At 75.6% G+C, this 24,972-nt stretch carries 21 protein-coding genes; 17 read left to right on the top strand and 4 right to left on the bottom strand.

The window, feature by feature from the left end:
• Nucleotides 1–3: 3 nt before the first annotated feature.
• The 3 genes from PGN05_RS07465 to PGN05_RS07455 are packed head-to-tail and all read left to right on the top strand — an operon-like array spanning nt 4 to nt 3,436.
• Nucleotides 4–1,329, top strand: a complete 1,326-nt coding sequence (locus PGN05_RS07465) for a lipopolysaccharide biosynthesis protein (RefSeq protein WP_419751907.1) — start codon at nt 4–6, stop codon at nt 1,327–1,329.
• Nucleotides 1,326–2,249, top strand: coding sequence for a sulfotransferase family protein (locus tag PGN05_RS07460; RefSeq protein ID WP_419751906.1), 924 nt, complete (start codon nt 1,326–1,328; stop codon nt 2,247–2,249). The genes PGN05_RS07465 and PGN05_RS07460 overlap by 4 nt, the downstream gene beginning before the upstream one ends.
• Nucleotides 2,246–3,436 carry a glycosyltransferase family 4 protein gene (locus tag PGN05_RS07455; protein ID WP_419751905.1) on the top strand — a complete coding sequence of 397 codons (1,191 nt, stop codon included), beginning with the start codon at nt 2,246–2,248 and terminating at the stop codon, nt 3,434–3,436. Before PGN05_RS07460 ends, PGN05_RS07455 begins: the two co-directional genes overlap by 4 nt.
• Here the strand turns inward: PGN05_RS07455 and PGN05_RS07450 are convergent.
• Nucleotides 3,399–4,595, bottom strand: coding sequence for a glycosyltransferase (locus PGN05_RS07450; protein WP_419751904.1), 1,197 nt, complete (start codon nt 4,593–4,595; stop codon nt 3,399–3,401). The genes PGN05_RS07455 and PGN05_RS07450 overlap by 38 nt on opposite strands.
• The gene (locus PGN05_RS07445) at nt 4,592–5,512 is read right to left on the bottom strand and encodes a sulfotransferase family protein (protein ID WP_419751903.1); all 921 of its coding nucleotides are present in this window, start codon (nt 5,510–5,512) and stop codon (nt 4,592–4,594) included. The genes PGN05_RS07450 and PGN05_RS07445 overlap by 4 nt, the downstream gene beginning before the upstream one ends.
• 142 nt (nt 5,513–5,654) lie before the next feature.
• Here PGN05_RS07445 and PGN05_RS07440 point away from each other — a divergent pair, with 142 nt between their 5' ends.
• The 7 genes from PGN05_RS07440 (at nt 5,655) to PGN05_RS07410 (ending at nt 15,892) form a co-directional block, all read left to right on the top strand.
• Nucleotides 5,655–7,154, top strand: a complete 1,500-nt coding sequence (locus PGN05_RS07440; RefSeq protein WP_419751902.1) for an exopolysaccharide biosynthesis polyprenyl glycosylphosphotransferase — start codon at nt 5,655–5,657, stop codon at nt 7,152–7,154.
• A 77-nt stretch (nt 7,155–7,231) separates the two neighbouring features.
• Nucleotides 7,232–8,830 carry a glycosyl hydrolase family 28-related protein gene (locus PGN05_RS07435; RefSeq protein ID WP_419751901.1) on the top strand — a complete coding sequence of 533 codons (1,599 nt, stop codon included), beginning with the start codon at nt 7,232–7,234 and terminating at the stop codon, nt 8,828–8,830.
• A 27-nt stretch (nt 8,831–8,857) separates the two neighbouring features.
• Nucleotides 8,858–10,489, top strand: a complete 1,632-nt coding sequence (locus PGN05_RS07430) for a glycosyl hydrolase family 28-related protein (protein WP_419751900.1) — start codon at nt 8,858–8,860, stop codon at nt 10,487–10,489.
• Between the two features lie 176 nt (nt 10,490–10,665).
• Nucleotides 10,666–12,225, top strand: a complete 1,560-nt coding sequence (locus PGN05_RS07425; RefSeq protein WP_419751899.1) for a glycosyl hydrolase family 28-related protein — start codon at nt 10,666–10,668, stop codon at nt 12,223–12,225.
• Between the two features lie 138 nt (nt 12,226–12,363).
• Complete coding sequence (locus PGN05_RS07420; RefSeq protein ID WP_419751898.1) at nt 12,364–13,032, top strand: TetR family transcriptional regulator; 669 nt, start codon at nt 12,364–12,366, stop codon at nt 13,030–13,032.
• A complete protein-coding gene (locus PGN05_RS07415; protein WP_419751897.1) occupies nt 13,029–15,056 on the top strand; it encodes an acyl-CoA dehydrogenase in 2,028 nt (675 codons plus the stop codon). Before PGN05_RS07420 ends, PGN05_RS07415 begins: the two co-directional genes overlap by 4 nt.
• Before the next feature lie 116 nt (nt 15,057–15,172).
• A complete protein-coding gene (locus PGN05_RS07410; RefSeq protein WP_419751896.1) occupies nt 15,173–15,892 on the top strand; it encodes a trimeric intracellular cation channel family protein in 720 nt (239 codons plus the stop codon).
• Nucleotide 15,893: 1 nt separating this feature from the next.
• Here the strand turns inward: PGN05_RS07410 and PGN05_RS07405 are convergent, their stop codons facing one another.
• Nucleotides 15,894–18,728 carry a SpoIIE family protein phosphatase gene (locus PGN05_RS07405; protein ID WP_419751895.1) on the bottom strand — a complete coding sequence of 945 codons (2,835 nt, stop codon included), beginning with the start codon at nt 18,726–18,728 and terminating at the stop codon, nt 15,894–15,896.
• A 184-nt stretch (nt 18,729–18,912) separates the two neighbouring features.
• Here PGN05_RS07405 and PGN05_RS07400 point away from each other — a divergent pair, with 184 nt between their 5' ends.
• Nucleotides 18,913–20,007: an EAL domain-containing protein gene (locus PGN05_RS07400; protein WP_419751894.1), complete on the top strand. Its 1,095-nt coding sequence runs from the start codon at nt 18,913–18,915 to the stop codon at nt 20,005–20,007.
• Nucleotides 20,008–20,071: 64 nt separating this feature from the next.
• Complete coding sequence (locus PGN05_RS07395; RefSeq protein WP_419751893.1) at nt 20,072–20,245, top strand: DUF1059 domain-containing protein; 174 nt, start codon at nt 20,072–20,074, stop codon at nt 20,243–20,245.
• A 41-nt stretch (nt 20,246–20,286) separates the two neighbouring features.
• Here PGN05_RS07395 and PGN05_RS07390 read toward each other — a convergent pair whose 3' ends face one another.
• Nucleotides 20,287–21,210: an aldo/keto reductase gene (locus tag PGN05_RS07390; RefSeq protein WP_419751892.1), complete on the bottom strand. Its 924-nt coding sequence runs from the start codon at nt 21,208–21,210 to the stop codon at nt 20,287–20,289.
• A gap of 185 nt (nt 21,211–21,395) precedes the next feature.
• On the opposite strand from PGN05_RS07390, the gene PGN05_RS07385 reads away from it, so the two are divergent.
• The 5 genes from PGN05_RS07385 (at nt 21,396) to PGN05_RS07365 (ending at nt 24,924) form a co-directional block, all read left to right on the top strand.
• Complete coding sequence (locus tag PGN05_RS07385) at nt 21,396–21,680, top strand: HU family DNA-binding protein (RefSeq protein ID WP_419751891.1); 285 nt, start codon at nt 21,396–21,398, stop codon at nt 21,678–21,680.
• Between the two features lie 115 nt (nt 21,681–21,795).
• Nucleotides 21,796–23,052 carry a serine hydrolase domain-containing protein gene (locus PGN05_RS07380; RefSeq protein WP_419751890.1) on the top strand — a complete coding sequence of 419 codons (1,257 nt, stop codon included), beginning with the start codon at nt 21,796–21,798 and terminating at the stop codon, nt 23,050–23,052.
• A gap of 31 nt (nt 23,053–23,083) precedes the next feature.
• A complete protein-coding gene (folP, locus tag PGN05_RS07375) occupies nt 23,084–23,944 on the top strand; it encodes a dihydropteroate synthase (protein ID WP_419751889.1) in 861 nt (286 codons plus the stop codon).
• Nucleotides 23,945–24,010: 66 nt separating this feature from the next.
• On the top strand, nt 24,011–24,391 hold the full coding sequence (locus tag PGN05_RS07370; RefSeq protein ID WP_419751888.1) for a VOC family protein: 381 nt from the start codon (nt 24,011–24,013) through the stop codon (nt 24,389–24,391).
• A 107-nt stretch (nt 24,392–24,498) separates the two neighbouring features.
• Nucleotides 24,499–24,924, top strand: coding sequence for a PaaI family thioesterase (locus PGN05_RS07365; RefSeq protein WP_419751887.1), 426 nt, complete (start codon nt 24,499–24,501; stop codon nt 24,922–24,924).
• Nucleotides 24,925–24,972 lie beyond the last annotated feature (48 nt).

Genomic DNA, 24,972 nt, shown 5'->3' with positions numbered 1-24,972 from the left:
GCTGTGGCACACCGTCAGGGTGGCGTCGGGCAGCACGGCGCCCTGCGGCGCGACGCGGCCCTCGTCGCCGCCGGACAGCTCGCCGCGATCGCCAGCGCGTTCCTGTTCACCGTGGTCGGGGCGCGGCTGCTGCCGCCCGAGGACTTCGGCGCGCTGTCGTGGGGCCTGAGCTGGCTGACCTTCCTCTCGGTGCTCGCCCAGTACGGGCTGACCCAGGTCGCGACGATCGCCCTGGCCCGCGGCGACGCCCGCACCCACGCCAGCCTGCTGCGGCGGCTGCTCGTCGGCCAGGCCGTCGGCGTGGTCGCCGTGGGCGCGCTCTGGTGGGGCGTCGCCGGCCCCCTCGCGGCCGCCTCGGGCACCCCTCCGGAGGCCTACCGCCCCCTCGTCCTGCTCGTCGCCGCCTGGCTCCCCGTGGCCGCCGTCGGGCCGGTGCTGGTCAACGCCTTCCGCGCCCGCGGCCGCTTCGGCCTGTCGCTGCTGTTCGGCGAGCACGTCCGCCGGGTCCTGTTGATCGGGCTCGTCGTCCTGCTGGCCGCCACGGCGACCCTCCTGCCCTCCCTGGAGACGGCGCTGTGGTGGGCCGTGGGGCTGGAGACGGCGGTCTACCTCGCCGGCGTCCTCTGGCTGTTCCAGGAGGTGCGCAGCCGGCAGGCCAGGGAGGCCGCTTCCTCGCCGTGGCAGCTGCTGCGCTCGGGCGGGCCGTTCACGCTCGCGACCCTGGCGTCGGTCACCGTGCCCCAGGCCGGCACGTGGCTGCTCGCGGCGCTCGCGCCGGTCGACGAGGTCGCCGTGTTCGCCGTCGCGGTGCGGATCGCGGTGCTGTTCGCCGTCCCGGTGTCGATCGGCATGCGGACCCTGGCCCCGCGGATCGCCGCCGCCTCCGCCGAGGGCCGGCTGGCCGACCTCGCCGAGCCGATCCGGCGGTCCGCCGTCTGGTCGACCGCCGTCACCGCGCCGGCCGTCCTGGTCCTCGCCGTCGCCGGACCCGTCCTCGTGCCCGCCGTGTTCGGGGATGAGTACGCCGATGCCGTGGTGCCCGCCCTCGTCATGGCCGTCGGCGTCCTGGTCAACGCCTGGACCGGGCCGTGCTCGGTGGTGCTCTCGCACGCCGGGCAGCAGCGCCTGGTCGCCGTCAGCGCGCTGGTCTCCTCGGTTGGGTTCGTCGCGCTGTCGGTCTGGTGGGGCTCGGCGCAGGGCGCGACCGGGGTGGCCGCCGCCGCGGCGGTCGCGATGAGCGCCCGCAACCTGCACCTCGCGTGGGCGGCGGCCCGCACGCTGGGCATCCGTACGATCGCGCTACCGGCGCGGAAGGGACCCCGATCGTGACCCCCCAGTTCCTGATCATCGGTGCCGCGCGGTCGGGGACGACGGCGCTCTACCAGTACCTGGTCGAGCACCCCCGGCTGTTCCTGACCGAGCCCAAGGAGCCGCACTACTACGCCCTGGCCGGGTCGACGCCGTCGTTCACCGGCCCCGGCGACCGGCAGACGATCAACCGGCTGGCGGTGACCGACCCCGACGCCTACCGGGCGCTCTACCGCGGAGCACGGCCGGACCAGGTGCGCGGCGAGGCGTCGGTCTCGACGATGTACTACCCCGAGGCGGTGCAGCGGATCCGCGCCGACGCCCCGGACGCGCGGCTCATCTGCATGCTCCGCGACCCGGTGGACCGCGCGTTCTCCGCGTACGGCTTCATGCGCACCCGGGGGTTCGAGCCGTGCGACACCTTCGAGGAGGCGCTGGCCGACGAGGCCCGCCGGATCGAGGCCGGCTGGCACCACATCTGGCACTACACCGGCATGGGCCGGTACGGGGAGCAGCTGGCGCACGTGCTCGAGGTGTTCCCCCGCGAGCAGCTGCTGGTGCTGCGGCACGAGGACATGTCGGCCGACCCCGACGCCGTCCTGGCCCGGGTGCACGAGTTCCTCGGCGTGCCGGTGCTGCCGCACACCGTCGACCCCGACCCGCACCGGTCGGGCGAGCCGCGCAGCACCCTGCTCAGCCGGCTGGTGAGCACCCCGCACCCGGCCAAGCGGTTCGTCGCCCCGCTCGTGCCGACGGCGGTCCGCCGCCGGCTGCGCCGGGAGATCGTGCGGCGCAACGTCGTCCGGACCCGCTACCGGCCCGAGACCCGGCGGCAGCTGGTGGAGACCTTCCGCCCCGACCTGGACCTGCTGGAGCGGGGAACCGGGCTGGACGTGTCGGCCTGGCGCTCGCCGGAGCGCGCGGCGACGGGCCGGTCGTGACCGGCGCCGGGGGGCGCCTGGTCATGACCGTCCGGCTCCCCGACCGCACCGGCGCGGCCAAGATGGCGCTGGGCTTCGCGCAGGCGCTGCGCGCGGCGGGCCACGAGCTGACGCTCGTGCACGGCGCCGTGCCGGCCGGGGTGCCGAGCATCCTCCCCGACTTCGCCGCGATCGGTGCCCGGACCGTCCTGGAGCCGCGGCTGGGGCGGCCCTGGGACCCCCGGCTCGTCCCGGCCCTGACGGCCCTGGTGCGCGGCGACGGCGGACGCTGCGTCATCGGCGTCAACCAGCGCGACCGCGCGCCGGCCCTGCTCGCCGCCGCCCGGGCGGGGGTCCCCGGCGTCCTCATGGTGCAGAACCAGCACCACTTCTGGGGTCCACGGCCGCTGGCCGCGCTCAAGCGCCGCGGCTACCGGACGGTGGTGGCCCGGGCGACCACGCTGGCCGTCTGCACCTCCACCGTCGTGCAGGACGAGATGACCGCCTTCGGCGTCCCACCCGAGCGCACCGTCGTCCTGCCCAACGGCATCGCCGTCCGCCCGCCGGTCGAGCTGGCCGCCGCGGAGCGGGCGCGGCTGCGCGCCGAGCTGGGCGCCACCGAGGGGGACGTGCTGCTGCTCAACGTCGGGCGGCTGGACCCGCAGAAGGGGCAGGACCTGCTGCTGGAGGCCCTGGCGGGCCTCGACGCGCCGGTGCACGTCGCGCTGGTCGGCTCCGCCGGGGACTCCGTCGCCGCCCGCCGGACGGCGGAGTACGAGGCCGCCCTGCACCGCCGGGTGCGGGAGCTGGACCTGGGGCACACCGTCACCTTCCTCGGCTGGCGCGACGACGTCCCCCGGCTGCTGGCCGCGGTGGACGGCTACGTGCACACCGCCCGCTGGGAGGGCCCGGCCCTGCCGCTGGCCGTCATGGAGGCCATGGCCGCCGGCTGCCCGACCGTCTTCACCGACTGCTCCGGCCGCCCGCCGGTGTTCGAGGAGCCGCGGCACGGCCTGCTGGCCCGCAGCGGGGACCCGGCGTCGATCCGGCAGCGCATCGCCGACCTGCTCGCGCTGCCGCCGTCCGACCGCGCGGCCATGGGTGCCGAGGGCGCGGCGCTGATCCGCGCGCACTACCGCGTGGAGGACCTCGGGCGCACCTTCGCCGGGCTCATCGACGACGTGCTGGCGCGCGCCGGCCGCGGGTGACCAGCTCCTCGTAGAGCTCCGCGTGCGCCTGCACCATCGCCCCGGGGGTGAACCGCTCGAGCAGCCGGCGCCGGCCGGCCGCCCCGAGACGGGCCGCCAGCTCCGGGTCGGTGAGCACGCGGACCAGGTCGCGGGCGAGGTCGTCCGCCGCGCCGGGGGGCGACAGCAGCCCGGTCTCCCCGTGGACGACGACCTCCGGGACACCGCCGACGGCGAAGCCGACGACCGGCTTGGCCGCCGCCATCGCCTCCAGGTTGACGATGCCGAACGCCTCCCAGCGCGACGGCAGCGCCAGGACGTCGATCGCCCGGACGACGTCGCCCAGGTCGTGCCGCCACCCGGTGACGTGCACCCGCCCGGCCAGACCCAGCTCGGCCGCCAGCGCCTCCACCCGGGCGCGGTGGGCGCCGTCGCCGACCACCACGACGTGCGCCCGCGGCACCGCCCCGGTCACCGCGACCGCGGCCCGGACCAGCGTGTCGGCGCCCTTCTGCTCCTCGACCCGCCCGACCAGCGCCACGAGCAGGGCGTCCGCCGGCAGCCCGAGCTCCGAGCGCAGCCGGGCGCGGTCGGCGTCGGTGCCGTCGCCGACCGGCATGCGGCTGGCGTTGGGTATGACGGTGACCCGCCCCGGCCGCAGCAGCCGCCGGCGGAGCCCGAGGTCACGCATGAACTCCGAGCCGACGACGGTGTGCGTGGTGAGCCGGTCCAGCACCCGCTCGGCCAGCCGGAACAGGGTGCGCCGCGGCTGTGGCACGGCGTCGTGACCGGCGAAGGCGTGCACCATGTGCAGCCGCACCGGCGTCCGGCAGGTCCAGGCGGCGACCCGGCCCATCGCGCCGGCCACGGAGGTGTGGGTGTGGACGACGTCGTACCGGTGGCGGCGGATGTCGGCGCGCAGCCGGGCGAACTGGCGGAGCAGCTCCAGCGGGCTGTCGGGGGAGGCCTGCTTGAAGTGGCCCACCCCGTGCGCGGGCGCGTAGTCGAGGACCCGCAGGCCGGTGGCGCGGATCTCGTCGTCCAGCGGCCCGCCGCCGGAGAGGGCGACGGTGACGTCGAACCGGTCGCGCGGGAGCAGGGACGACAGCTGGAGCACGTGCTCGGCCGATCCCCCGACGGTGATGCCGATGACCTGCAGGACGCGCAGCCGCTCGCTCACCGCCCGGCATCCCCGGTGCGGACGCTGGGCCAGCAGGACAGGTCGCGCCCGACGATCCGCTGGAGGTCCCGCAGGTCGTCGGCGAAGGACCCGGCCAGCCGCCGGCGGGTCGCGGGGGCGACGGTCGCCTGCCGCAGGTTGGCCGACCGGATGCGCTCCCGGGACCGAGGGGGCACCAGCCGCTTGACCACGCGGCGCGCGGCGGGCGAGCGCCGCAGCAGGTCCAGGGCGCCCGCGACCGACCGGCTGCGCGGCACGCCGCCCTCGTTCACCGGGCGGGCCGCGTCGATCGGCACGTCCGGGTCGACGTCGAGGAACTCCAGGACCCGCCGCAGCTGACCGGCGGGGTCCGCGGCGAACTCCTCCTGGACGACCACCCGCAGCCGGTCCCCGAACACCTCGGCGAACGGCGCCAGCTGCTCCCCGTACCGACTGAGCCGGGCGAACTGCCACATGTGGCTCCAGCCCGCCCGGGTGCGCTCCTCCTCGGCGGCGAGGCACTCCTCGAAGGTGCCCGCGTCGTGGCCCCGCGAGCGCAGGTACTGCCAGCTGGAGAAGGCGCGGTCCACCGGGTCGCGCAGCATCACGACCAGCCGGCAGCCCGGGGCGCACAGCCGCTGGATCGCGGGGATCGACGCCTCCGGGTAGCACAGCGTGCTGACCGACCCCTCGCCCCGGCGGCGCTCCGGCCGGCCGGCGAACAGCGCGCGCCACGTCTGCTCGTCGCGCGTCGCGGTGCGGTTGATCAGGTCGGCCCCCGGGCCGGTGAACGCCGGACCGCCGTCGGGGAAGGCGAGGAAGTGCGGCTCCTTGGGGTCGGACACGAAGACGTCCGGGTGCTCCCCCAGGAACGACGCGAGGGCCGTCGTCCCGCTCCGGGCCGCCCCGATGACCAGGAAGTCCGGGGCGTCGCTCACCGGCCGGATGCTACCGGCGCCTCCTCCCGCCCCGGCGCGACGACGCCCCCGGATTGGGGGGAGGACGGACCCACGCGCGGGAGTGTGGCGTTCCTCGTCCGCCGACGAACCTCTTCCTACGACGACAGGCAGGGGTTTCGACATGATCGACGTCGGCGGACGGCAGCTCGGGGAGACGCTCGACCCGGAGGCCGTGCGACACGTTCTCGACGGGTCGGTGCGCACCGCACCGCGCCCGGACTCCGCCGCGCTGCACCTGCCCGACGCGGAGGTCCGCGAGCACCGGGGCCTGTTCCGGGCCCTGCTGGTCGTGCTGGACGCCATCGCCCTGGCGCTGCCCACCCTGTGGCTGGGCACCCCCCTCCCGTACGTGGCCGTGCTCCTCGTGGCGGCCCTCGCGGTGCTGGCCTCCTTCGGCTCGCACCGGCCGCGGATCTCCCTCTCGGCCCTCGACGAGGCGCCGCGTCACCTCACCCGGCTCGGTCTCGGTCTGCTGCTGGCCGCCCCCGTCGCACACGCCCTGGGCGCCGACCTCTCGCTGGCCGTGCACCTGCTCTGGGCCGTCCCCTGCTTCGTGGCCGGCCGCAGCCTGGGCTACGCCCTGGTCCGCGGCGCGCGCCGGCGTCGGCTCGTCGGCTCCCCCACCCTCGTCCTCGGCGGCGGCCGGCTGGGGATGGACCTGCTGACCACGCTGGACGAGCATCCCGAGTTCGGCCTGCGCGGGGTCGGGTTCCTCAGCGGCGGGTCCCCGCTGGACGAGCGCGAGCCGCTGGGCCACATGGAGGACCTCGACCTGGTCCTCGACACCTACGGCGTCCGCAAGGTCGTCGTCGCCTACGGGCCGACCCGCGAGGCCGAGCTGGTCGGCCTGGTGCGTAGTGCCGCCGAGCGCGACATCGAGGTCTACATCGTCCCCCGCTTCTTCGACGTCGGCCTGTCCCCCAACGGCCCCGACGTCGAGGACCTCTGGGGCATCCCGCTGCACCGGGTGCGCCGGGCCGCGCTGCGCCGCGGCGTGTGGCGGGTCAAGCGGGTCATCGACGTCGCCGTCTCCGGTGTCGCGCTGACGCTGCTCGCGCCGCTCATGGCCCTGCTCGCCCTGGCGGTGCGGATCAGCAGCCCCGGCCCGATCCTCTTCCGCCAGCCGCGGACCGGGCACGACGGCGCGGAGATCTCCATCCTCAAGTTCCGCACGCTGCGCCCGGCCGCCCCGGCGCCCGCCGCCGCGACGACCGGCTCAACGCGCAGCACCATGCACGCCCGCCAGATCGACGTCGAGCAGCGGCAGACCCGGATCGGCAACCTGCTGCGCCGGACCAGCCTGGACGAGCTGCCCCAGCTGTGGAACATCCTGCGCGGCGACATGTCCCTGGTCGGCCCGCGGCCGGAGGAGCGCACGTACGCCGCGCAGTTCGCCGACTCGGTGTACGGCTACCGCGACCGGCACCGGCTGGCCGTCGGCCTCACCGGCTGGGCGCAGGTCCACGGCCTGCGCGGCGACACCTCCATCGAGGAGCGCGCCCGCTTCGACAACTCCTACATCGAGCACTGGTCGCTCTGGCGCGACCTGGTGATCCTCGTCCGCACCGTGGCCGCCGTGCACCGGCAGGCCGTCACGGCCGCGCGGTCCGCCGCCCGCTGAACTCCCGGCTGCACCCCCGCCCCCCGCACGAACCCGCACCGGCCCCCACCGGCGCCTCCCCCGAGATGAGAGCCCCGATGTCCGACCGCACCCGCCGAGCCCGCCGCACGCCCAGCGGCCCCGAGCTGAGCCGCCGCGGCCTGCTGTTCCTGGGCGCCTCCGGGCTGGCCGCCGTGCCGTTGCTCGGCGGCACCCCGTCCTGGGCAGCCCCGGGGAACGGGCTGCGCACCGTGGGCGACGAGGACGAGCTCCTGGACCTCAAGGACTTCGGCGCGAAGGGGGACGGCGTCCGGGACGACACCCGCGCCGTCCAGAAGCTGATCGACGCCTCGGCGCGCCGCAAGCAGGTGGGGCTGATCCGCAGGGGCACCTACCGGATCACCGCCAGCCTCCTCGTGCCGGCCGGGACGCAGCTGTACCTGGACCGGGGCGCCCGCCTGCTCAAGGACTGGGCCGCGCCGGTCGGCCTGCAGGACGCCCTGCTGCGCAACGCCGACCTCTCCCAGCCGATCAGCGGCGTGCAGATCACCGGGCCCGGGACGATGGGCGCCCGCGACCTCACCAAGACCGGCGTGGTGATCGGCCTCTACGGCCACGACGTGGTGCTGCGCGGCTTCACCATCGACACCTACTCCGGCGGGCAGGCGATCATGTTCGCCGGCGACCGGGGCCGGATCGACCAGGTCACCATCCGCAACAGCGCGGAGGAGACCGGCACCGGCGGCATCCGGGTGTTCGGGGGCAGCGACTTCCTCGGCACCCGGTGCCACGTGGAGTCCGGCGACGACTGCTACCAGTTCGTGCCGATCGGCAACCCGCTGGCCGAGCCCGCCCTCTACAACCAGAGCATCACGCGGGGCAGGTTCGTCGAGTGCACCGGGTTCAGCACGGTGAGCCGGTTCCTGGTCGCGCTGCTGGAGTTCACCGGTGGCGAGCCCGGCACCACCGACATGAACGCCTCGGTGACCGACTGCTCCTTCGAGTCGTGCCAGGGCGAGGCGACCAACCGGGGCATCGTGGTCAAGAACAGCCACAGCACGGGCAGCATCGAGCGGATCGCCTTCACCGACTGCACCGTCGACATGGCCGGCGCCGCCGACGCGTCGACGCAGGAGATCCGCATCCAGACCGACGCCGGCACGGGCGGCGCCATCGCCGGGGTCACGTTCACCCGGACGAACATCGTCAACCCGGTGAACAGCATCCTGCGGGTCGGCGGCCCCAACATCAGCGGCCTGACCTTCGACACCTGCGACTTCCCCGCGCCGTCGGGCGCCGCTCCCCTCGTCGCCGTGGTGGACGCCGCCTCCGACGTCACGTTCCGCGGGTGCTCGTTCAGCGGCACCCACAAGGGCGGCACCGGCGCGGGGGCGAGCAAGCGGGTCCTGGTGGCCGGACCGACCGTCCCGGTGACCAACCTGGTCGTCGACGGCAGCCGCTTCACCGACATCGGGAACACGTTCTTCGGGGTCGACGTCTTCTCCGCCACCGGTGCCACGATCACCGGGTCGACCTTCACCGCCCTCCCCGGGGCGACGACCGCGCGCGCCGTCCGGTTGATGCCGGAGGCCACCAACGTGGTCGTCGAGAACAACGACCTCTCCGGCATCAGCCACGCCGCGCCGCTCCTGGACCGCGGCGTCGGCAACGTGCTGGCGGCCAACACCGGCGCCTGACCGGATCCGCCGTAGTCTGCCGGCCTCATGGACGACCGCGTCCCGGACCGGCCGCGCCCGGCGGGCACCCCCGAGCCGCCCCCTGCGGGCGCGCGGGTGGTGACCCGCCGGAACGCGCTGCTCCTCGGCGCGCTCGGCCTGGCCGGGGTGGCCGCGGTGCCCGTGGTGGCCGCGCTGCCCGCCTCGGCGCCGTCCCCGTCGGGCGCGCCCGCGGCGCCGTCCCCGCCGGCTCCCCCACCCACGGCGTCCGCTCCGGGGAGGGCGCTCGACCCCCGGGACTTCGGCGCCGTGGGCGACGGCAGCGCCGACGACACCCGGGCCCTGCAGGAGCTGCTGGACGCCTCCGCCGCGCAGGGGGCGGTCGCGGTCGTCCCGGCCGGCACCTACCGCTGCACCGCCGGCCTGCTCCTCACCACCGGCGCGCGGCTGCAACTGGACGGCGGCGCGCACCTGCTCAAGGACTTCGCCGCGGAGACCGGGCTGGTCAACGCGTTCCTCCGCAACCGCGACTTCGCGGTCAAGGCGGACGGCGTCCAGATCACCGGGCCGGGCACCATCGGCGCCCGGGACCACAGCCGCACCGGGGTGGTCCTCGCGCTCTACGGCGACGACGTGCAACTGCGCGAGTTCACCATCGACACCTACTCCGGCGGGCAGGCGGTCATGTTCGCCGGCGACCGGGGTCGCATGGACGGCGTCACCATCCGCAACAGCGAGGTGGACACCGGCACCGGCGGCATCCGGGTGATCGGCGGTGCGGACTTCCTGGCGACCGGCTGCTCCGTGGAGTCCGGCGACGACTGCCTGCAGTTCGTGCCGATCGGCAACCCCGACGCGGTGCTCTACGACCTGGACATCACCGGCGGCAGCTTCGTCGGCTGCACCGGCACCAGCACGACCAGCCGCTTCATGGTCGCGCTGCTCGAGTTCACCGGCGGGGAGCCCGGCACGACCGACATGTCCGCCTCGGTGGTCGACTGCTCCTTCCGCGACTGCCGCGGCGCGGGCACCAACCGCGGGATCGTCGTCAAGAACACGCACAGCCAGGGGCGCATCGAGGGCGTCTCCTTCACCGACTGCTCGGTGGACATGTCCGGCGCCGCCGACGCCGAGACGCAGGAGATCCGCATCCAGACCGACCCGGCCTCGCGCGGGTCGATCTCCGGGATCACCTTCACCCGCACCGACGTCGTCCGCCCGGTCAACAGCACGGTGCGCATCGGCGGGCCGAACATCAGCGCCGTCACCTTCGACGGCTGCACCTTCGCCGCGCCGTCGGGCGCGTCCCCCCTCACCCTCGTCGCCGACCAGGTCGACGGGCTCGTCGTGCGGGGCTGCACCTTCACCGGCGCACCCGGCAAGCGCCAGCTCGTGGTCGGTCCGGTGGAGGCGGTGACCGCCCTGGCGGTGGAGGACAGCCGGTTCACCGACGTCCCCGACGGCGTCTGGGCCGTCGACCTGCTCGGCGCCCCCGGCGCCCACGTCACCGGCTCGACCTTCACGGCCGCCGCCGGGGCGACGGACGCCCGGGCGATCCGGGTGTCGCCGGCGTCGGCCGGCGTCGTGATCGAGCAGAACGACGTCACCGGGGTGGGCAACCCGACGCCGATCACCGACCGGGGCACCGGAACGGAGATCCGAGGCAACCGCGGAGAGTGACCGTCGAACCCACCCTCCTTCACGCTGCGTAGCGCGGTGGGCGGGACCCGACACGGATCACGCAGCGGCGTACCCAGCACGCCCGTCAACTGGCCGACGGGCGGGTTCCGCTGCATCCTCGTCCGCACCATGCCCCGGGACGCCCCGAGGCGCTCCTCGAACGACGGGCCTGACCCATGGACGTTGCCGCCGCAGCCGGCACTCCCCGCCCCTCCTCCATCCCGTCGCCGGCCCCGTCCCGGGCCTGGGACGTGCGGCTCAGCCGGCGCGACGTCCTGGTCGTCGGGGGTCTGGCCGCGCTGCCCCTGCTCGCGCCGTGGGGGCAGCCCCGGGCGTCGGGGGCGGTGACGCTCGACCTCCGGGACTTCGGCGCCGTGGGCGACGGCGTCGCCGACGACACCGCCGCCGTGCAGAGGCTCATGGACGCGACGGCGACCCAGGGGGCGATCGGCGTCGTCCCGGCCGGCACCTACCGCTGCACCGGCAGCCTGAACCTGCGCACCGGCGTCCAGCTGCAGCTGGACGCCGGTTCGAAGCTGCTCAAGGACTGGGCCGTGGCCCCCGGCCTGGCCGGCGCGTTCCTCCGGAACGCCGACTTCGCGGCGCGGGCCAACGGGGTCCGGATCACCGGGCCGGGCACGATCGGCGCCCGGGACCACAGCCGGACCGGCGTGATCCTGGCCGTCTACGGCAACGACGTCCTCCTGCGCGACCTCACCATCGACACCTACGCGGGTGGGCAGGCGGTCATGTTCGCCGGCGACCGTGGCCGCATGGAACGGGTGCGCATCCTCAACAGCGCCCGGACCACCGGGACCGGCGGCATCCGGGTGATCGGTGGCACCGGCTTCCTGGCGACCGCGTGCCACGTGGAGTCCGGCGACGACGCCCTGCAGTTCGTGCCGATCGGCGACCCGGGGGCGCTGCTCTACGACCTGCCGATCAGCGGGGGCAGCTTCGTCGGGTGCACCGGAGCCAGCACCACCTGCCGGTTCATGGTCGCCCTGCTGGAGTGGACCGGCGGGGACACGGCCATGAGGAACGCCGCGATCACCGACTGCTCCTTCCGCGACTGCCGCGGCAAGGGGGCCAACCGCGGCATCGTGGTGAAGAACTCGCACGGCACCAAGGCCATCGCCCGGCTGTCCTTCACCGACTGCACGGTCGACATGGCCGGCGCCGCCGACGCGCAGGCGCAGGAGATCCGCGTCCAGACCGAGCCGGGCCGCGGCGCGATCACCGACCTCACGTTCACCCGGACCAGCATCACCAACCCGGTGAACAGCGTGCTGCGGACCAGCGGCCCCGGCACCAAGGGGGTCACCTTCGACCAGTGCACCTTCGCGGCGCCGTCGGGTGCCACGGACGTCGTCGCGGTGGTCGACGGGGGCGCGACCGTGCGGATGCGGCGGTCCTCGCTCGCCGGCACCCGGGGGAAGCGGGTGCTCGTGGCCGGGCCCACCGCGCCGGTGAGCAGCCTCTCGGTGGAGGAGTGCCGGTTCACCGACATCGGCAACGACCGGTGGGGCGTCGACCTGCTGGCCGCACCGGGGGCGCGGGTCGTGACGTCGACCTTCACGCAGGCGGCCGGGGCCACGACCGCGCGCGCGGTCCGCGTGTCGGCGGCGTGCAGCGGCGTGGTCATCGAGGGCAACGACCTCACCGGGCTCACCGCCACCCCCAAGATCACCGACAAGGGGGTCCGCACGGTGGTCCGCAGCAACCGCGGCGCCTGAGCCCCGCCGCCGTCCCCGCGACGGCCGTCAGTTGGCGCGACAACCGGTGCGAGGGCTCCGGCGGCCCCGCGGGGAGCGACGCACCCGGACGGGGGAGCGCGCGTCGTGGTACCGCGAGTACCGCGTACCGTCCGTACCGTGAGCCGGACGGAGGCACCCCGCGACCGGCGGGACTCGCGGTGGGACGAGCACCGCCGCGCGCGCCGGGAGCAGCTGGTGGACGCCGCCGTCGCCGCGGTCGGCCGGCACGGCGCGGGCGTCGGCATGGACGAGATCGCCGCCACCGCGGGGACCAGCAAGACCGTCGTCTACCGGCACTTCGCCGACCGCACCGAGCTGCACGTCGCCGTCTGCGCCCGCGTGGCCGGGCAGCTCACCGCCCGGCTGCGCGAGGCGATGGCCGGCGCTCCCGGCCCCCGGCCGATGCTGGCCGCGGCCGTCGACACCTACCTGGCCTTCCTCGAGGCCGATCCGGAGCTCTACCGCTTCGTCGTCCGGCACCCGCAGCCGGACCGCCCCTCCGCCGGCGACCCCATCGGCAGCCTCGCCGAGCTGGTCGGCGAGCAGGCCGCGGCGCTGGCCGCCGTCGCGCTGTCGGACGCCGGCCGCGACCCGGTGGCCGCGCAGCCCTGGGGGCACGGTCTGGTCGGGCTGGTCCGCTCGGCCGCCGACTGGTGGCTGCGGGCCGGGCGCCCCCTGCCCCGTGCCGACCTCGCCGCCCACCTCACCGACCTCGCCTGGGCCGGCCTCGCCGGCGTCCTCGGCACCAGCGACAGCAGCAACAGCAGCAGCAAGGAGATCCCGTGACCGCCACCCTGCCCCGCTCCGTCGAGGGGCTGTCCGTCGACCCGGCCGCGCTGACCGAGGTGCTCGACGGGCGGTGGGCGCACGTCCGGCGCGACGCCCGCGAGCGCCTGCACCACCCCGACCTGCTGCCCGTCCCCGGGGAGTCGGTGGACGCCGCCCGGGAGCGGGTGACCCGCGCGGCGCGGCAGCTGGCGGGGACGGGCTCGGTGGTGCGCGGCTTCCCGGCGGAGTACGGCGGGGAGGGCGACGCCGGCGGCTCGGTCGTCTCGGTGGAGATGCTGGCCTTCCTCGACCTGTCGGTCATGGTGAAGGCCGGCGTCCAGTGGGGGCTGTTCGGCGGCGCCGTCCAGGCGCTGGGCACCCGGCGGCACCACGACGCGTACCTGCGCGACGTGATGTCCTTCGCGCTGCCCGGCTGCTTCGCGATGACCGAGACCGGGCACGGCTCCGACGTCCAGCAGCTGCGCACCACGTGCACCTACGACCCGGCGACGCAGACCTTCGACCTGCACACGCCGCACGAGGCCGCCCGCAAGGACTACATCGGCAACGCCGCGCGGGACGGCCGCATGGCCGTGGTGTTCGCGCAGCTGGTCACCCGCGGGGAGCAGCACGGGGTGCACGCGTGGCTGGTGCCGATCCGCGACGCCGCGGGCACCCCGCTGCCCGGCGTCACCATCGGGGACGACGGGCCCAAGGCGGGCCTGCTCGGCGTGGACAACGGCCGGCTGTCCTTCGACCACGTGCGCGTGCCGCGGGAGATGTTGCTGGACCGCTACGGGTCGGTCGCGGCCGACGGCACCTACCGCAGCCCCATCGAGAACCCGACCCGTCGCTTCTTCACCATGCTCGGCACCCTGGTGCGGGGGCGGGTGAGCGTCGGGGGCTCGGCGTCGTCGGCCACCGAGCTCGCCCTCGACATCGCCGTCCGCTACGGCGAGGCCCGCCGCCAGTTCTCCGCGCCGGGTGCCGACCGGGAGACGGTGGTCAACGACTACCTCGTGCACCAGCGCACCCTGCTGCCGGCCCTGGCCGCCACCTACGCGCTGCACTTCGCGCAGGAGGAGCTGGTGGCCACGATGCACGACGTCCAGGCGGCGGCGGAGCCCGACGAGCGGGCGCAGCGCGAGCTCGAGTCACGCGCCGCGGGGCTCAAGGCCGTCCAGACCTGGCACGCCACCCGCACCATCCAGGCCTGCCGGGAGGCCTGCGGCGGCGCCGGCTACCTGCAGGAGAACCGCCTGCCGCACCTCAAGGCCGACACCGACGTCTTCACCACCTTCGAGGGCGACAACACCGTCCTCCTGCAGCTGGTCGCCAAGGGGCTGCTCACCGGCTACCGCGAGACCTTCGGCTCGCTCGACAGCTGGGGTCGGGTGGGGTTCATCGCCGACCAGGTCCGGGAGACGGTGCTGGAGCGGACGGCGGCCCGCGGGCTGATCGCCCGCCTGGTGGACGCCGTCCCCGGCCGGGACGACGACGTGCCGGTCCTCGACCGCGGCTGGCAGCTGTCCCTGCTGGAGGACCGCGAGAAGCACCTGCTCGGGAGCGCCATCCGCCGGCTCCGCCGGGGCGCGGCCAGCCCGGACGCCGATCCGTTCGACGTGTTCAACCAGGTCCAGGACCACGCGCTGCAGGCGGCGCGGGCGCACATCGACCGCATCGTGCTGGAGGCCTTCGTCGCCGGCATCGAGCGGACGGCGGACGGCGCCGCGCGGGCGCTGCTGGAGCGGGTCTGCGACCTGCACGCGCTGGCGACCATCGAGGCCGACCGCGCCTGGTTCCTCGAGCACGGGTGGCTCACCCCGACCCGGTCGAAGGCGCTCACCGCGACGGTGAACGCGCTGCTCGGGGAGCTGCGCCCGCACCTGGTCACCCTCGTCGACGCCTTCGCCATCCCCGAGGACTGGAAGGGCGCCGCCATCCTGCGCGAGGAGCCCGGCCGGCAGGAGGAGATGGCCGCCGCCGACGCGCAGGTGCGCCGGGGGACGGCGACGTCGCTGGAGATCCCGCCCGGGCAGTAGTCGCGGGACCCATCCGGCGGCCACGTTGGTCATCGTCGGGCGGTGGCCCCCGGCGGCGTGTCGGGGTGCCACCCGCCGATGATCAACAGCGGCGGGGCCGGGGAGAATCGCCACCCGTGGAGATCCTCGCGGCGGCGGCCGAGACCCTGCGCGTCCCGGCCGCGGTGGACCTCGCCGCGATCGTCATCGGTGCCCTCACCGGCGGCCTGCTCGCGGCGCGGGAGGGGTTCGCCGTCTCCGGGGTGCTGCTGCTGGCGGTGAGCGGCGGGCTCGGGGGCGGGTTGATCCGCGACGTGCTGCTGGCCGAGGGGCCGCCGGTGGCGCTCACCAACCCGGCCTACCTGCCGACGGTGGCAGGAGCCGCCGCGGTCACCTTCTTCTTCTCCGGCTGGCTGTCCCGGCTGACCGGCCTGCTGGTGGTGCTGGACGCCGTCACGCTGGGGTTCTTCACCGTCATCGGCGCGCAGAAGGCCCAGCTGGCCGGCCTGCCGAGCGCCTCGGTCGTGTTCATCGGCACCCTGACGGCGGTCGGCGGCGCGCTCATCCGCGACGTGCTGCTCGCCCAGCGCGCCGACATCGTGCAGCCGGGGCCCTACAACGCCGTCGCGGCGCTGCTCGGCGCCGCCGCGCTGACCCTGCTCGCGGGCCCGGCCGGCCTGGACCCGCTCCCGGTCGCGGCCCTGGTCATCACCCTGGTCGCGGCCCTGCGGGTGCTGTCGGTGTGGCGCGGCTGGGAGGCGCCGGTCGCCGTGGACCTGCCGCAGCGGGCCCGCAGCCGGCTGCGCCGCGTGCGCGCGCCCCGGGGCACCCGCTGGCGGCGCCGCGACCGGCAGTGACTCAGAGGTCGGCGCCGGCCTGCGGGTGGACGTCGGGAGCCGGCTCGATGTCCGGCGGCAGCTGCTGGGGGCCGGCCTCGGCCGGGCGCGGCTCGGACTGCGGGTGCAGCCGGACGGCGAGCAGCGCGACGTCGTCCTCCGCATCGGGCAGGAACAGCCGCTCCAGGACCTCGTCGCACAGCGCGTGGAGGGTCAGCCCGGCCGACCGGCGCAGCACCTCGACCAGCTGCGCGGTGCCGTGGTCGAGGTCCCGGTCACGGCGCTCCACCAGGCCGTCGGTGTAGAGGAAGACCGTGCTCCCGGAGGGCAGCACCTCGACCCGGTCGCTGCGGGAGGTCTCCGGCGCCACGCCGAGCAGGAGGTCGGCCGGCCGTCCGGCGAGGACCCGCGCCTCGCCGTCCGGGGTCACCACCACCGGCGGCGGGTGGCCGGCGCTCGACCAACGCAGGTGCGTGCGCTCGCGCCGCACGTCGGCCACGTCCTGCTCCAGGCGGGCCACCAGCGCCGTCGCCATCGTGTCGAGGGCCAGCCCCCGGATGGCGCGGTCGAGCTCGGTGAGCACCTGGGCGGGCGTGGCTCCGCTGGAGTAGCTGATGCCCCGGAGCAGCCCGCGCAGCTGGCCCATCGCGGCGGCCGCCCGGCTGTCGTGACCGACGACGTCGCCGATGGCCAGCACGGTGGCCCCGCCGGCCTCCAGGAACGCGTCGTACCAGTCGCCGCCGATCTCCGCGCCCGCCGCCGCCGGCACGTACCGGACGACGATCTGGCAGTGGTCGGGCTCCGGCGGCGCCGTGAGCATGCTGTGCTGCAGCGCGTCGGCGAGCACCCGCTGCTGGCCGTACAGGCGGGCGTGGTGCAGGGCGAGCCCCGCCCGGCGGCCGACCTCCACCGCCGTCTCGATCTCGGCCGGGGTGTGCGCGCCCCGGGCGGCGTCGTTGAACAGGCCGAGGGCGCCGAGCGTCTGGCCGCGGGCGACCAGCGGCACGATCACGCCGGCCTGCAGGCCCATCTTCCCGAGCAGCTCGCGGGTGGCGGCCTCCGGGATGGCCCGCTGCACGCGGTCGGCGTCGATCGCGGGCAGCACGAGCGGGCGGCCGGTGCGGGTGACCACCGTCGCGGCGGCGTGGTCGGTCATCACCGCCACCATCGAGTGCACGTACAGCTCCAGCTGGGCCCGCAGCGCCGGGTCCCGGTGGGCGGAGGCCAGCTCGTGCAGCCGGCCCTGCTCGTCGGTGACCACCAGCCAGCACCAGTCGCCCAGGGTGGGGACGACGAGGTCGGCGAGCTGCCCGATCTGCTGGGTGATGTCCAGGCTGCCCGAGAGCACCCGGCCGGTGTCGGCGAGCAGCTGCAGCCGCTCGTTGGCCTCGGTCATCGCGGTGACCGCCGCGTGGCGCACCGCGTCGGCCTGCAGCCGCGAGGCGGTCAGCGCGATCTGCGCGGTCAGCGCCTCCAGCAGCTCGACGTCGCTCTCGGTGAAGGCGTGCTCCGTCGTCCAGACCACGATGAAGCTGCCCAGCAGCCGCCCCTCCACCCGGAGCGGCAGGGCGGCCAGCGCCCGGGTGCCGAGGACGGCGTTGATCGCGGCCATCCGCGGGAAGCGCTCCTCGGCCTCGGCGGCGTCGGCGAAGAGCAGCCGCTCCCCGCGCCGGGCGACGTACTGGGTGGGCAGCTCGTCGTCGAGCGGGGTCTCCACACCCCCGGTCGGCAGTTCGACGTCGACCTCGGAGGCGACCGCGTCGACGATCCGCCGGGTCAGGTGCAGGTAGAGCTTGTGGTCCTGCGGGTCGAAGACGGCCAGCCCGATGGACTCCGCCCCGAGCACGCCGGCGCCGCGCAGCGCGATCTCGGCCAGCTGGGAGATGCGGGTGGCGTTGGCCAGCTGCGCGGCCACCTCGGCGATGGCGGCGGCCCGCTGCACCGCGGAGATCCGCCGCTCCGCCTGCTCGCGGGCCGCGGTGACGTCGACCGCGGTGCCCAGCACCCGCACCGGCCGGCCCGCGGAGTCGGTGATCACCCGCCCGCGGAAGACCGTCCAGCGCACCGTGCCGTCGACCCGGACCACGCGGGACTCCACGAGGTACTCCCCGGTGGTGGCCAGCGCCTCGCGCATCGCCTCGGCGACGGCGGCCCGGTCGTCCGGGTGGATGCGCTCGGTGAGCATCTGCTCGACCGAGGTGATCTCCACGGCCCCCTCGAGGCCGAAGATCGCCGCGCAGCGCTCGTCCCAGTACACGGCGCCGGTGCGCAGGTCCCGCTCCCAGATGCCGATGGAGCTGGCCTCCAGGGCGACGTCCAGGCGGGCCAGCGAGGCGCCGATCGCCGACCGCGCGGCCGCCAGCTCCAGCTCCGCGATCACCGAGTCGGCCAGCTGCTCGAGCAGCGCCGCGTCGTCGTCCGACCAGGCCCGCGGCACCGGGTCGTAGACCGCGAGCACCCCGACGACGTGCCCGGAGTCGGCCACGAGCGGCGAGCCGAGGTAGGACCCGACCTGCCCCGAGGTGACCGCCGGCAGGTCGGCCACGTCCGGTTCCGCGGCGGCGTCGGGCAGGACCACCGAGGCGCCCCGGCGGACGGTGATCGCGGAGATGGCACCGGTCAGCAGCGCCGGCCCGCCGACGACCCCCGGCGGCAGGCCGGAGCCGCCGACGACGGTGTCCTGGTCGGTGAACAGGGTGACCTTGGCGTGGCCGGTGCCCAGCAGCCGGGCGGCCAGGCCGGAGAGCCGGTCGAAGGCGGCCGGGCCGGGGACCTCGACGAGCAGCCGGCGGGCCGCGGCGATGCGGTGCGGGTCGCGCAGGACGTCCGACGGCGGCGGCGGGGACGCAGACAGCACCGTGGCCGCACCCTCTTCCGCCGCCGCAGCGGACCCTGCGTTCGCCACGAGGACACCATGCTGACACGCCGCGTCCCGGCGCCTGCGCATCGTCCTCCGGGCCGGGACCCGCGTCGCTCCCCCGCACGGGTGAGCCCCGCCGGACCCCGGTCAAGACCGGGACGGCGGGTGCCGATGGGGTCGCATGTCGCGGACCCCGCTGCGCAGCCTGCCGGACTGCCGGCCGCTGCTCGGCCACCCCGACGACCTCACCCTCGTCTTCCAGCCGATCGTCGACCTCGCCGCTGCCCGCATCGCGGGGTACGAGGCCCTGTCGCGGTTCCCGGGCACGGCCGGGCCCGACGTGTGGTTCGCCGCGGCGGCGGAGTGCGGGGTCGCCGCCGAGTTGGAGGCGCTGGCGGTCACCAAGGCCCTCGACGCCGTGCCCGCGCTGCCGGAGAACACCTTCCTGACGGTCAACGTCAGCCCGCACCTGCTCGGCAGCGCCCCGGTGCAGGACGCGCTGGCCGGGCGGCCGGACCTGCACCGGGTGGTCGTCGAGCTGACCGAGCACGCCCCCGTGGACGACCTCGCCACGCTGCGCCGGCAGGCCGACGCGCTGCGCGCCCGCGGAGCCGTCATCGCCCTGGACGACGCCGGCGCGGGGTACTCGGGGCTGCACCAGATGGCCGCGCTGCGCCCGCAGCTGGTCAAGCTCGACCGCGCTCTGGTCACCGGCGTGGACACCGACCCCGTGCGCCTGGCGCTGGCCGAGATGGTCGGGGAGTTCGCCGGCCGCATCGACGCCTGGCTGCTGGCCGAGGGCATCGAGACCCCCGGCGAGCTGGCCGCCTTCCTCCGGCTCGGCATCCCGCTCGGCCAGGGCTGGGTGCTCGGCCGCCCGGCGCCGTCCTTCGCTCCGCTGGCGCCGGACGTCGTCGACCTGCTCCGCACCCAGGTGGCCCGCACCCGGCTGACCGACAGCGTGGCCAGCCTGCTGCGCCCGGTGCGGCAGTGCGCGGTCGGTCAGTCGCTCCCCGGCGTCCCGCCCGCCGTCCTCGTCGGGCCGCGGAGCGAGCCGGTCGGGCTGCTGCTGGCCGACCCGCGAACCGGGGAGCACTTCACCGCCCCCGTCTCGCTCCGGGTGCACCCGACCACCGGGGTCGGCGACGCGCTGCAGCGGGCGCTGACCCGGCCGGCCGCGCACCGCTTCGACCCCGTCGTCTGCACCGACCCCGCCGGCGCGGTGCTCGGCCTGCTCCGCGTCGAGGACCTCGCCGCGGCACGCCCGGCCCCCTGACCGCCGGACCGTCCGCCGGACGGCGCGGCCCGCACCACCCCCACTGCGACGACAGGAGTCCCCCATGAAGACCTTCGCCTGCGGCGACGTCATCCCCGGGTGCAGCGCGCACTTCTCGGCCGCCGACGAGGGCGGCATCCTCGCCCTGGTCGCCGGCCACGCGGCCGCCGACCACGGCGTCCCCGACGTCCCGCCCGAGCTGGTCGCGGCCGTCCGCCAGCACATCCACGCCGTCTGAGCCGGGGGCGCCCGGGAGCTCCGGCCCCCGGGCGCCGCCGCTCAGGACGACGCCTCGTCCAGCAGCCGGCGCTGCTCGTCGGACAGCACGAGGTCCTGCATCGGCAGCAGGTCGGCCAGCTGGTCCACCGAGCGGCCGCTGGCGATCGGCGCGACCACGGTCGGCTGGTCGGCCAGCCAGCGCAGCGCGACGGCCGCCCCGGTCACGCCGTGGGCCTGCGCCACCTCCTGCAGCGCGGCGAGCACGCGGTCGCCGCGCTCCCCCACGTAGGCCGCCGCGCCCTTGGCCCGCGGCGAGTCGACCTGCTCGCCGGCCCGGTACTTGCCGGTCAGGAAGCCCCTGGCCAGGGCGAAGTAGGGCAGCACGCCCAGGTCCCGCGCGGCGACGACGTCGCGCAGCTCCGCCTCGTAGGCCGGCCGCTCCATGAGGTTGTAGTGCGGCTGCAGGGCCGCGTAGCGGGTCACCCCGAGCCGTTCCGCGGTGTCCAGCGCCTCGGTCAGCCGCGCCGCCGAGTAGTTGGACGCCGCGGCGTACCGGACCTTGCCCGCCTGCACCAGCTCGTCGAACGCCTGCAGCGTCTCCTCCAGCGGCGTCGACTCGTCGTCGTAGTGCGCGTAGTAGAGGTCGATGCGGTCGGTCCGCAGCCGGCGCAGAGAGCCCTCCGCGGCCGTCCGGATCTCCGCCGCCGACAGCGGGTGCTCCTTGTCCAGCGGCGAGGCCTTGGTCGCCACGACCACCCGGTCGCGGATGCCGCGCGCCGCCATCCAGCCGCCCAGGATCTCCTCCGACCGGCCCTTCCCGTAGGACTCGGCGGTGTCCACGAACGGCGCCTGGGGGCCGGGCGTGGCGTCCACGAAGCGGTCCAGCAGGGCGGAGGACGTCGGCTCGTCCGCCGTCCACCCGAAGACGTTGCCGCCCAGGCACAGGTCGCTCACGGTCAGGTCGGTCCCGGGGATCTGCGGCACGTCCCCACGCTATGGCCGGCCCCGCGGGCCCGCCGTCCGGCCGCTGGGGCCGCTGGGACGTGGGGGACCAGTTCGCCCCCCTCGGTGGCGCGGTGTCAGACCGGCATGGCACCGTGCCCACCGGCTCGACTCCGGCGCATCCGCCGAGGTCGGGCACCCGACCGTCATCCGAAGAGAGGACCTCCGTGAACAAGGCAGAACTGGTCTCCGCCATCGCGAAGCGGGCCGACGTGCCCACCACCACCGTCGACTCGGTGCTCGCCGGGCTCCAGGAGGAGCTCGTCGACGCCATCACCCGCGGGGAGAAGGTCGCCGTCTCGGGCCTGCTGACCGTCGAGCGCACCCAGCGGTCAGCCCGCACCGGCCGCAACCCGCAGACCGGCGAGTCGATCGACATCCCCGCGGCCAACACCGTGAAGGTCACGGCCGGCTCCAACCTGAAGAAGGCCGCCAGCAACGTGCCCGTCTGAGCCGCTCCCCGGCTCGTCGGGCGGCCCCCCCGTGTGACCTGGTCCACAACGCCGTGGGTCAGGATGCGGGGCAGGCGCCGCCCGACGGGGGACGGCGCCGCGGAACGGAGGACTCGTGACGACGGCGCTGCAGGTGGACACCGACCCGGCCGAGGTGGGCTTCGACGCCGCCCGGCTGGCCCGCATCGACCGGCGGCTGGCCCGCTGGGTGGACGAGGGCCGGCTGCCCGGCTTCCTCGTCACCGTGGCCCGGCACGGCCGGCTGGTCCACGTCGGCCGGTACGGCGCGCGCAACGTCGAGGAGGGCCTGCCGGTCGAGACCGGCACCCGCTGGCGCATCTACTCGATGACCAAACCGGTCACCTCGGTCGCGGCGATGATGCTGTACGAGGAGGGGGCCTTCGAGCTCACCGACCCCATCGCGAGGTGGCTGCCCGAGTTCGCCGAGACCCGCGTCTACGTCGCGGGCTCCGCCACCAAACCGGTGACCGCCCCGCAGATGGAGCCCATCCGCGTGTGGCACCTGCTCACCCACACCTCCGGGCTGACCTACGGCTTCCACCACGCCCATCCGGTCGACTCGGTGTACCGGGCCGCCGGGCACGAGTGGACCACCCCCGCCGGCGCCGACTCCGCCGAGGTGTGCCGGCAGTGGGCCGCGGCCCCGCTGGTCTTCCAGCCGGGGTCGGAGTGGAACTACGGCGTCTCGACCGACGTCCTGGGCCGGCTGGTGGAGGTGCTCTCCGGCCAGCCGCTGGACGAGTTCTTCGAGCAGCGCGTCTTCGCCCCGATGGGCATGCGCGACACCGCCTTCTGGCTGCGCGAGGGCGAGGACCCGGAGTCCCTGGCCCGGCTGTACTCCGCCGTCCCGGGGCCGTCCGGCGGGCCGGCCACGACCTACGCCCCGCTCGACTCGATGGGCGCGCTGGCGCTGAGCCGGCCGGCCTTCTGCTCCGGGGGCGGCGGGCTGATCTCCACCGCGGCCGACTACCTGCGCTTCACCGAGCTGCTCCGCCGCGGCGGCGCCTACGACGGCGGCCGGCTGCTGGGCTCGCGGACCATCCGGCACATGACCCGCAACCACCTGCCCGGGAACGTGGACCTGGAGACCTTCGGCCGGCCGCTGTTCGCCGAGACCCCGCTGCGGGGGGTGGGCTTCGGGCTGGGCTTCTCGATGGTCCTCGACCCGGTGCGCTACGGCGTGGTGGCCAGCGCCGGGGACTACGGCTGGGGCGGCGCGGCGTCCACCGCCTTCTACGTGGACCCGGTGGAGGACCTCACCGTCGGCTTCTACGCCCAGCTGCTGCCCTCGAGCACGCTGCCCATCCGGAGCCACCTGCGCGCGCTGGTCAACCAGGCCCTCGTGGAGTGAGGACCGGCCGGCCGTCTGGTTGGGTGGCGACGTGCTGCGCCTGGGAGCCCTGGACGTGCCACCCGGGCGGCTGGTGGTCATGGCGATCGTCAACCGCACCCCCGACTCCTTCTACGACCGCGGCGCCACCTACGAGCTGGCCGCGGCCGTCGACCGGGTGAGCCGCGTGGTCGCCGACGGGGCGGACATGGTCGACGTCGGCGGGGTCAAGGCGGCGCCCGGCGCGGAGGTCGACGCCGCCGAGGAGATCCGGCGCACCGTCGACCTGGTCGCGGCGATCCGCGCGGCCCACCCCGCGCTGCCCATCTCGATCGACACCTGGCGGGCGGAGGTGGCGCGGGAGGCGCTGGCCGCCGGTGCCGACGTCGTCAACGACGCGTGGGGCGGGGTCGACCCGGAGCTCGCCGGCGTCGCGGCCGAGGCCGGTGCGGGTCTGGTGTGCACCCACGCCGGTGGCCTGCCGCCGCGCACCCGGCCGCACCGGGTCGCCTACGACGACGTGGTCGCCGACGTCGTGGCGCGCACCACGGCGCTGGCCGAGGCCGCCGTCGCCGCCGGCGTGGACCGCGACCGGGTGCTGGTCGACCCCGGGCACGACTTCGGCAAGAACACCCGCCACTCGCTGGAGGTGACCCGGCGGCTGGACGAGCTGGTCGCGACCGGCTGGCCGGTGCTCGTCGCGCTGTCCAACAAGGACTTCGTCGGTGAGACGCTCGACGTCCCGCTGGAGGGGCGGCTCACCGGCACCCTCGCGGCCACCGCGGTGAGCGCGTGGCTGGGCGCGACGGTGTTCCGGGCGCACGACGTCGCCGCGACCCGGCAGACGCTGGACATGGTGGCCGCGGTCCGGGGCGACCGGGCCCCGCTGCGCACCACCCGCGGCCTGGCCTGAGGGCCCTGGTGGGGAGGGGGCCGAGGGTCTAGCCTGCGCCGCACCCAGTGGCCAGGAGGTGGCGGGATGAGCGGCAGGGTCGTGCACTTCGAGATCCCGTTCGAGGACGGGGACCGGGCGCGCAGCTTCTACAAGGAGGCCTTCGGCTGGCAGGTCCAGGAGATGCCGGACATGGGCTACACGCTGGTGATGACCGGCCCCAGCGGTGAGCAGGGACCGACCGAACCCGGCTTCGTCAACGGCGGGATGATGGCCCGCGAGAGCGGCCCCGCGACCGCGCCGGTGATCGTCGTCGACGTGGAGAGCATCGACGTCGCCCTGGAGCGGATCGGGGAGCTGGGCGGGAGCACGGTGGCGCCGAAGGTGCCCGTGGGCGACATGGGCTTCGCCGCGTACGTGCGGGACTCCGAGGGCAACGTCGTCGGCCTGTGGGAGACCGCCGGCTGATCATCGCCCCCACGAGGCAGGCATGGGAGGCTCTACCCACGTGTCGGCGCCCGCGACGCAGGTAGAGCCTCCAACACCTCGACCCGGCCCTCGCTAGGTTGCCGGGCATGGCCGCCACCGGGTTCCACACCGCCGACGAGCTCAACGCGCTGCTGCCGGGCACGCTGCCGGGCCTGCTGGGGCTGACCATCACCGCGCACGAGCCGGGCCGGCTGGCGGCGGCGCTCGACGTCCGCCCGGACCTGCTGGCGCCCAACGGGTACCTGCACGCGGCCACGGTCGTCGGGCTGGCCGACACCTCGTGCGGGCTGGCCACCCGGGCCCTGCTGCCCGAGGGCGCGAGCGGCTTCACCACGATCGAGCTGAAGAGCAACTTCCTGGGCACCGTGCGCGAGGGCCGGGTCAGCGCGGTGGCGACCAACGCCCACGCCGGCCGGACGACGCAGGTGTGGGACGCCGTCGTGACGGCCGAGGGCAGCGGCAAGACGATCGCGCTGTTCCGCTGCACGCAGTCGGTGCTCTGGCCGCGCTGACCTGCGGACGGCGGTCCGGCGGGTGTCCCCCTTGTGGCGCACGCCACT

It is taken from the genome of Geodermatophilus sp. CPCC 206100, from assembly GCF_048569675.1.
Lineage (GTDB): Bacteria > Actinomycetota > Actinomycetes > Mycobacteriales > Geodermatophilaceae > Geodermatophilus.
Note: the sequence above shows the minus strand (reverse complement) of the source record. Positions and strands in the feature narration are given on the sequence as shown.

Coding starts and splice junctions, on each gene's coding strand:
- PGN05_RS07425 (WP_419751899.1), top strand. CDS start 10,666: ATGGACGTTGCCGCCGCAGCCGGCACTCCCCGCCCCTCCTCCATCCCG.
- PGN05_RS07400 (WP_419751894.1), top strand. CDS start 18,913: ATGTCGCGGACCCCGCTGCGCAGCCTGCCGGACTGCCGGCCGCTGCTC.
- PGN05_RS07440 (WP_419751902.1), top strand. CDS start 5,655: ATGATCGACGTCGGCGGACGGCAGCTCGGGGAGACGCTCGACCCGGAG.
- PGN05_RS07430 (WP_419751900.1), top strand. CDS start 8,858: ATGGACGACCGCGTCCCGGACCGGCCGCGCCCGGCGGGCACCCCCGAG.
- PGN05_RS07365 (WP_419751887.1), top strand. CDS start 24,499: ATGGCCGCCACCGGGTTCCACACCGCCGACGAGCTCAACGCGCTGCTG.
- PGN05_RS07435 (WP_419751901.1), top strand. CDS start 7,232: ATGTCCGACCGCACCCGCCGAGCCCGCCGCACGCCCAGCGGCCCCGAG.
- PGN05_RS07370 (WP_419751888.1), top strand. CDS start 24,011: ATGAGCGGCAGGGTCGTGCACTTCGAGATCCCGTTCGAGGACGGGGAC.
- PGN05_RS07395 (WP_419751893.1), top strand. CDS start 20,072: ATGAAGACCTTCGCCTGCGGCGACGTCATCCCCGGGTGCAGCGCGCAC.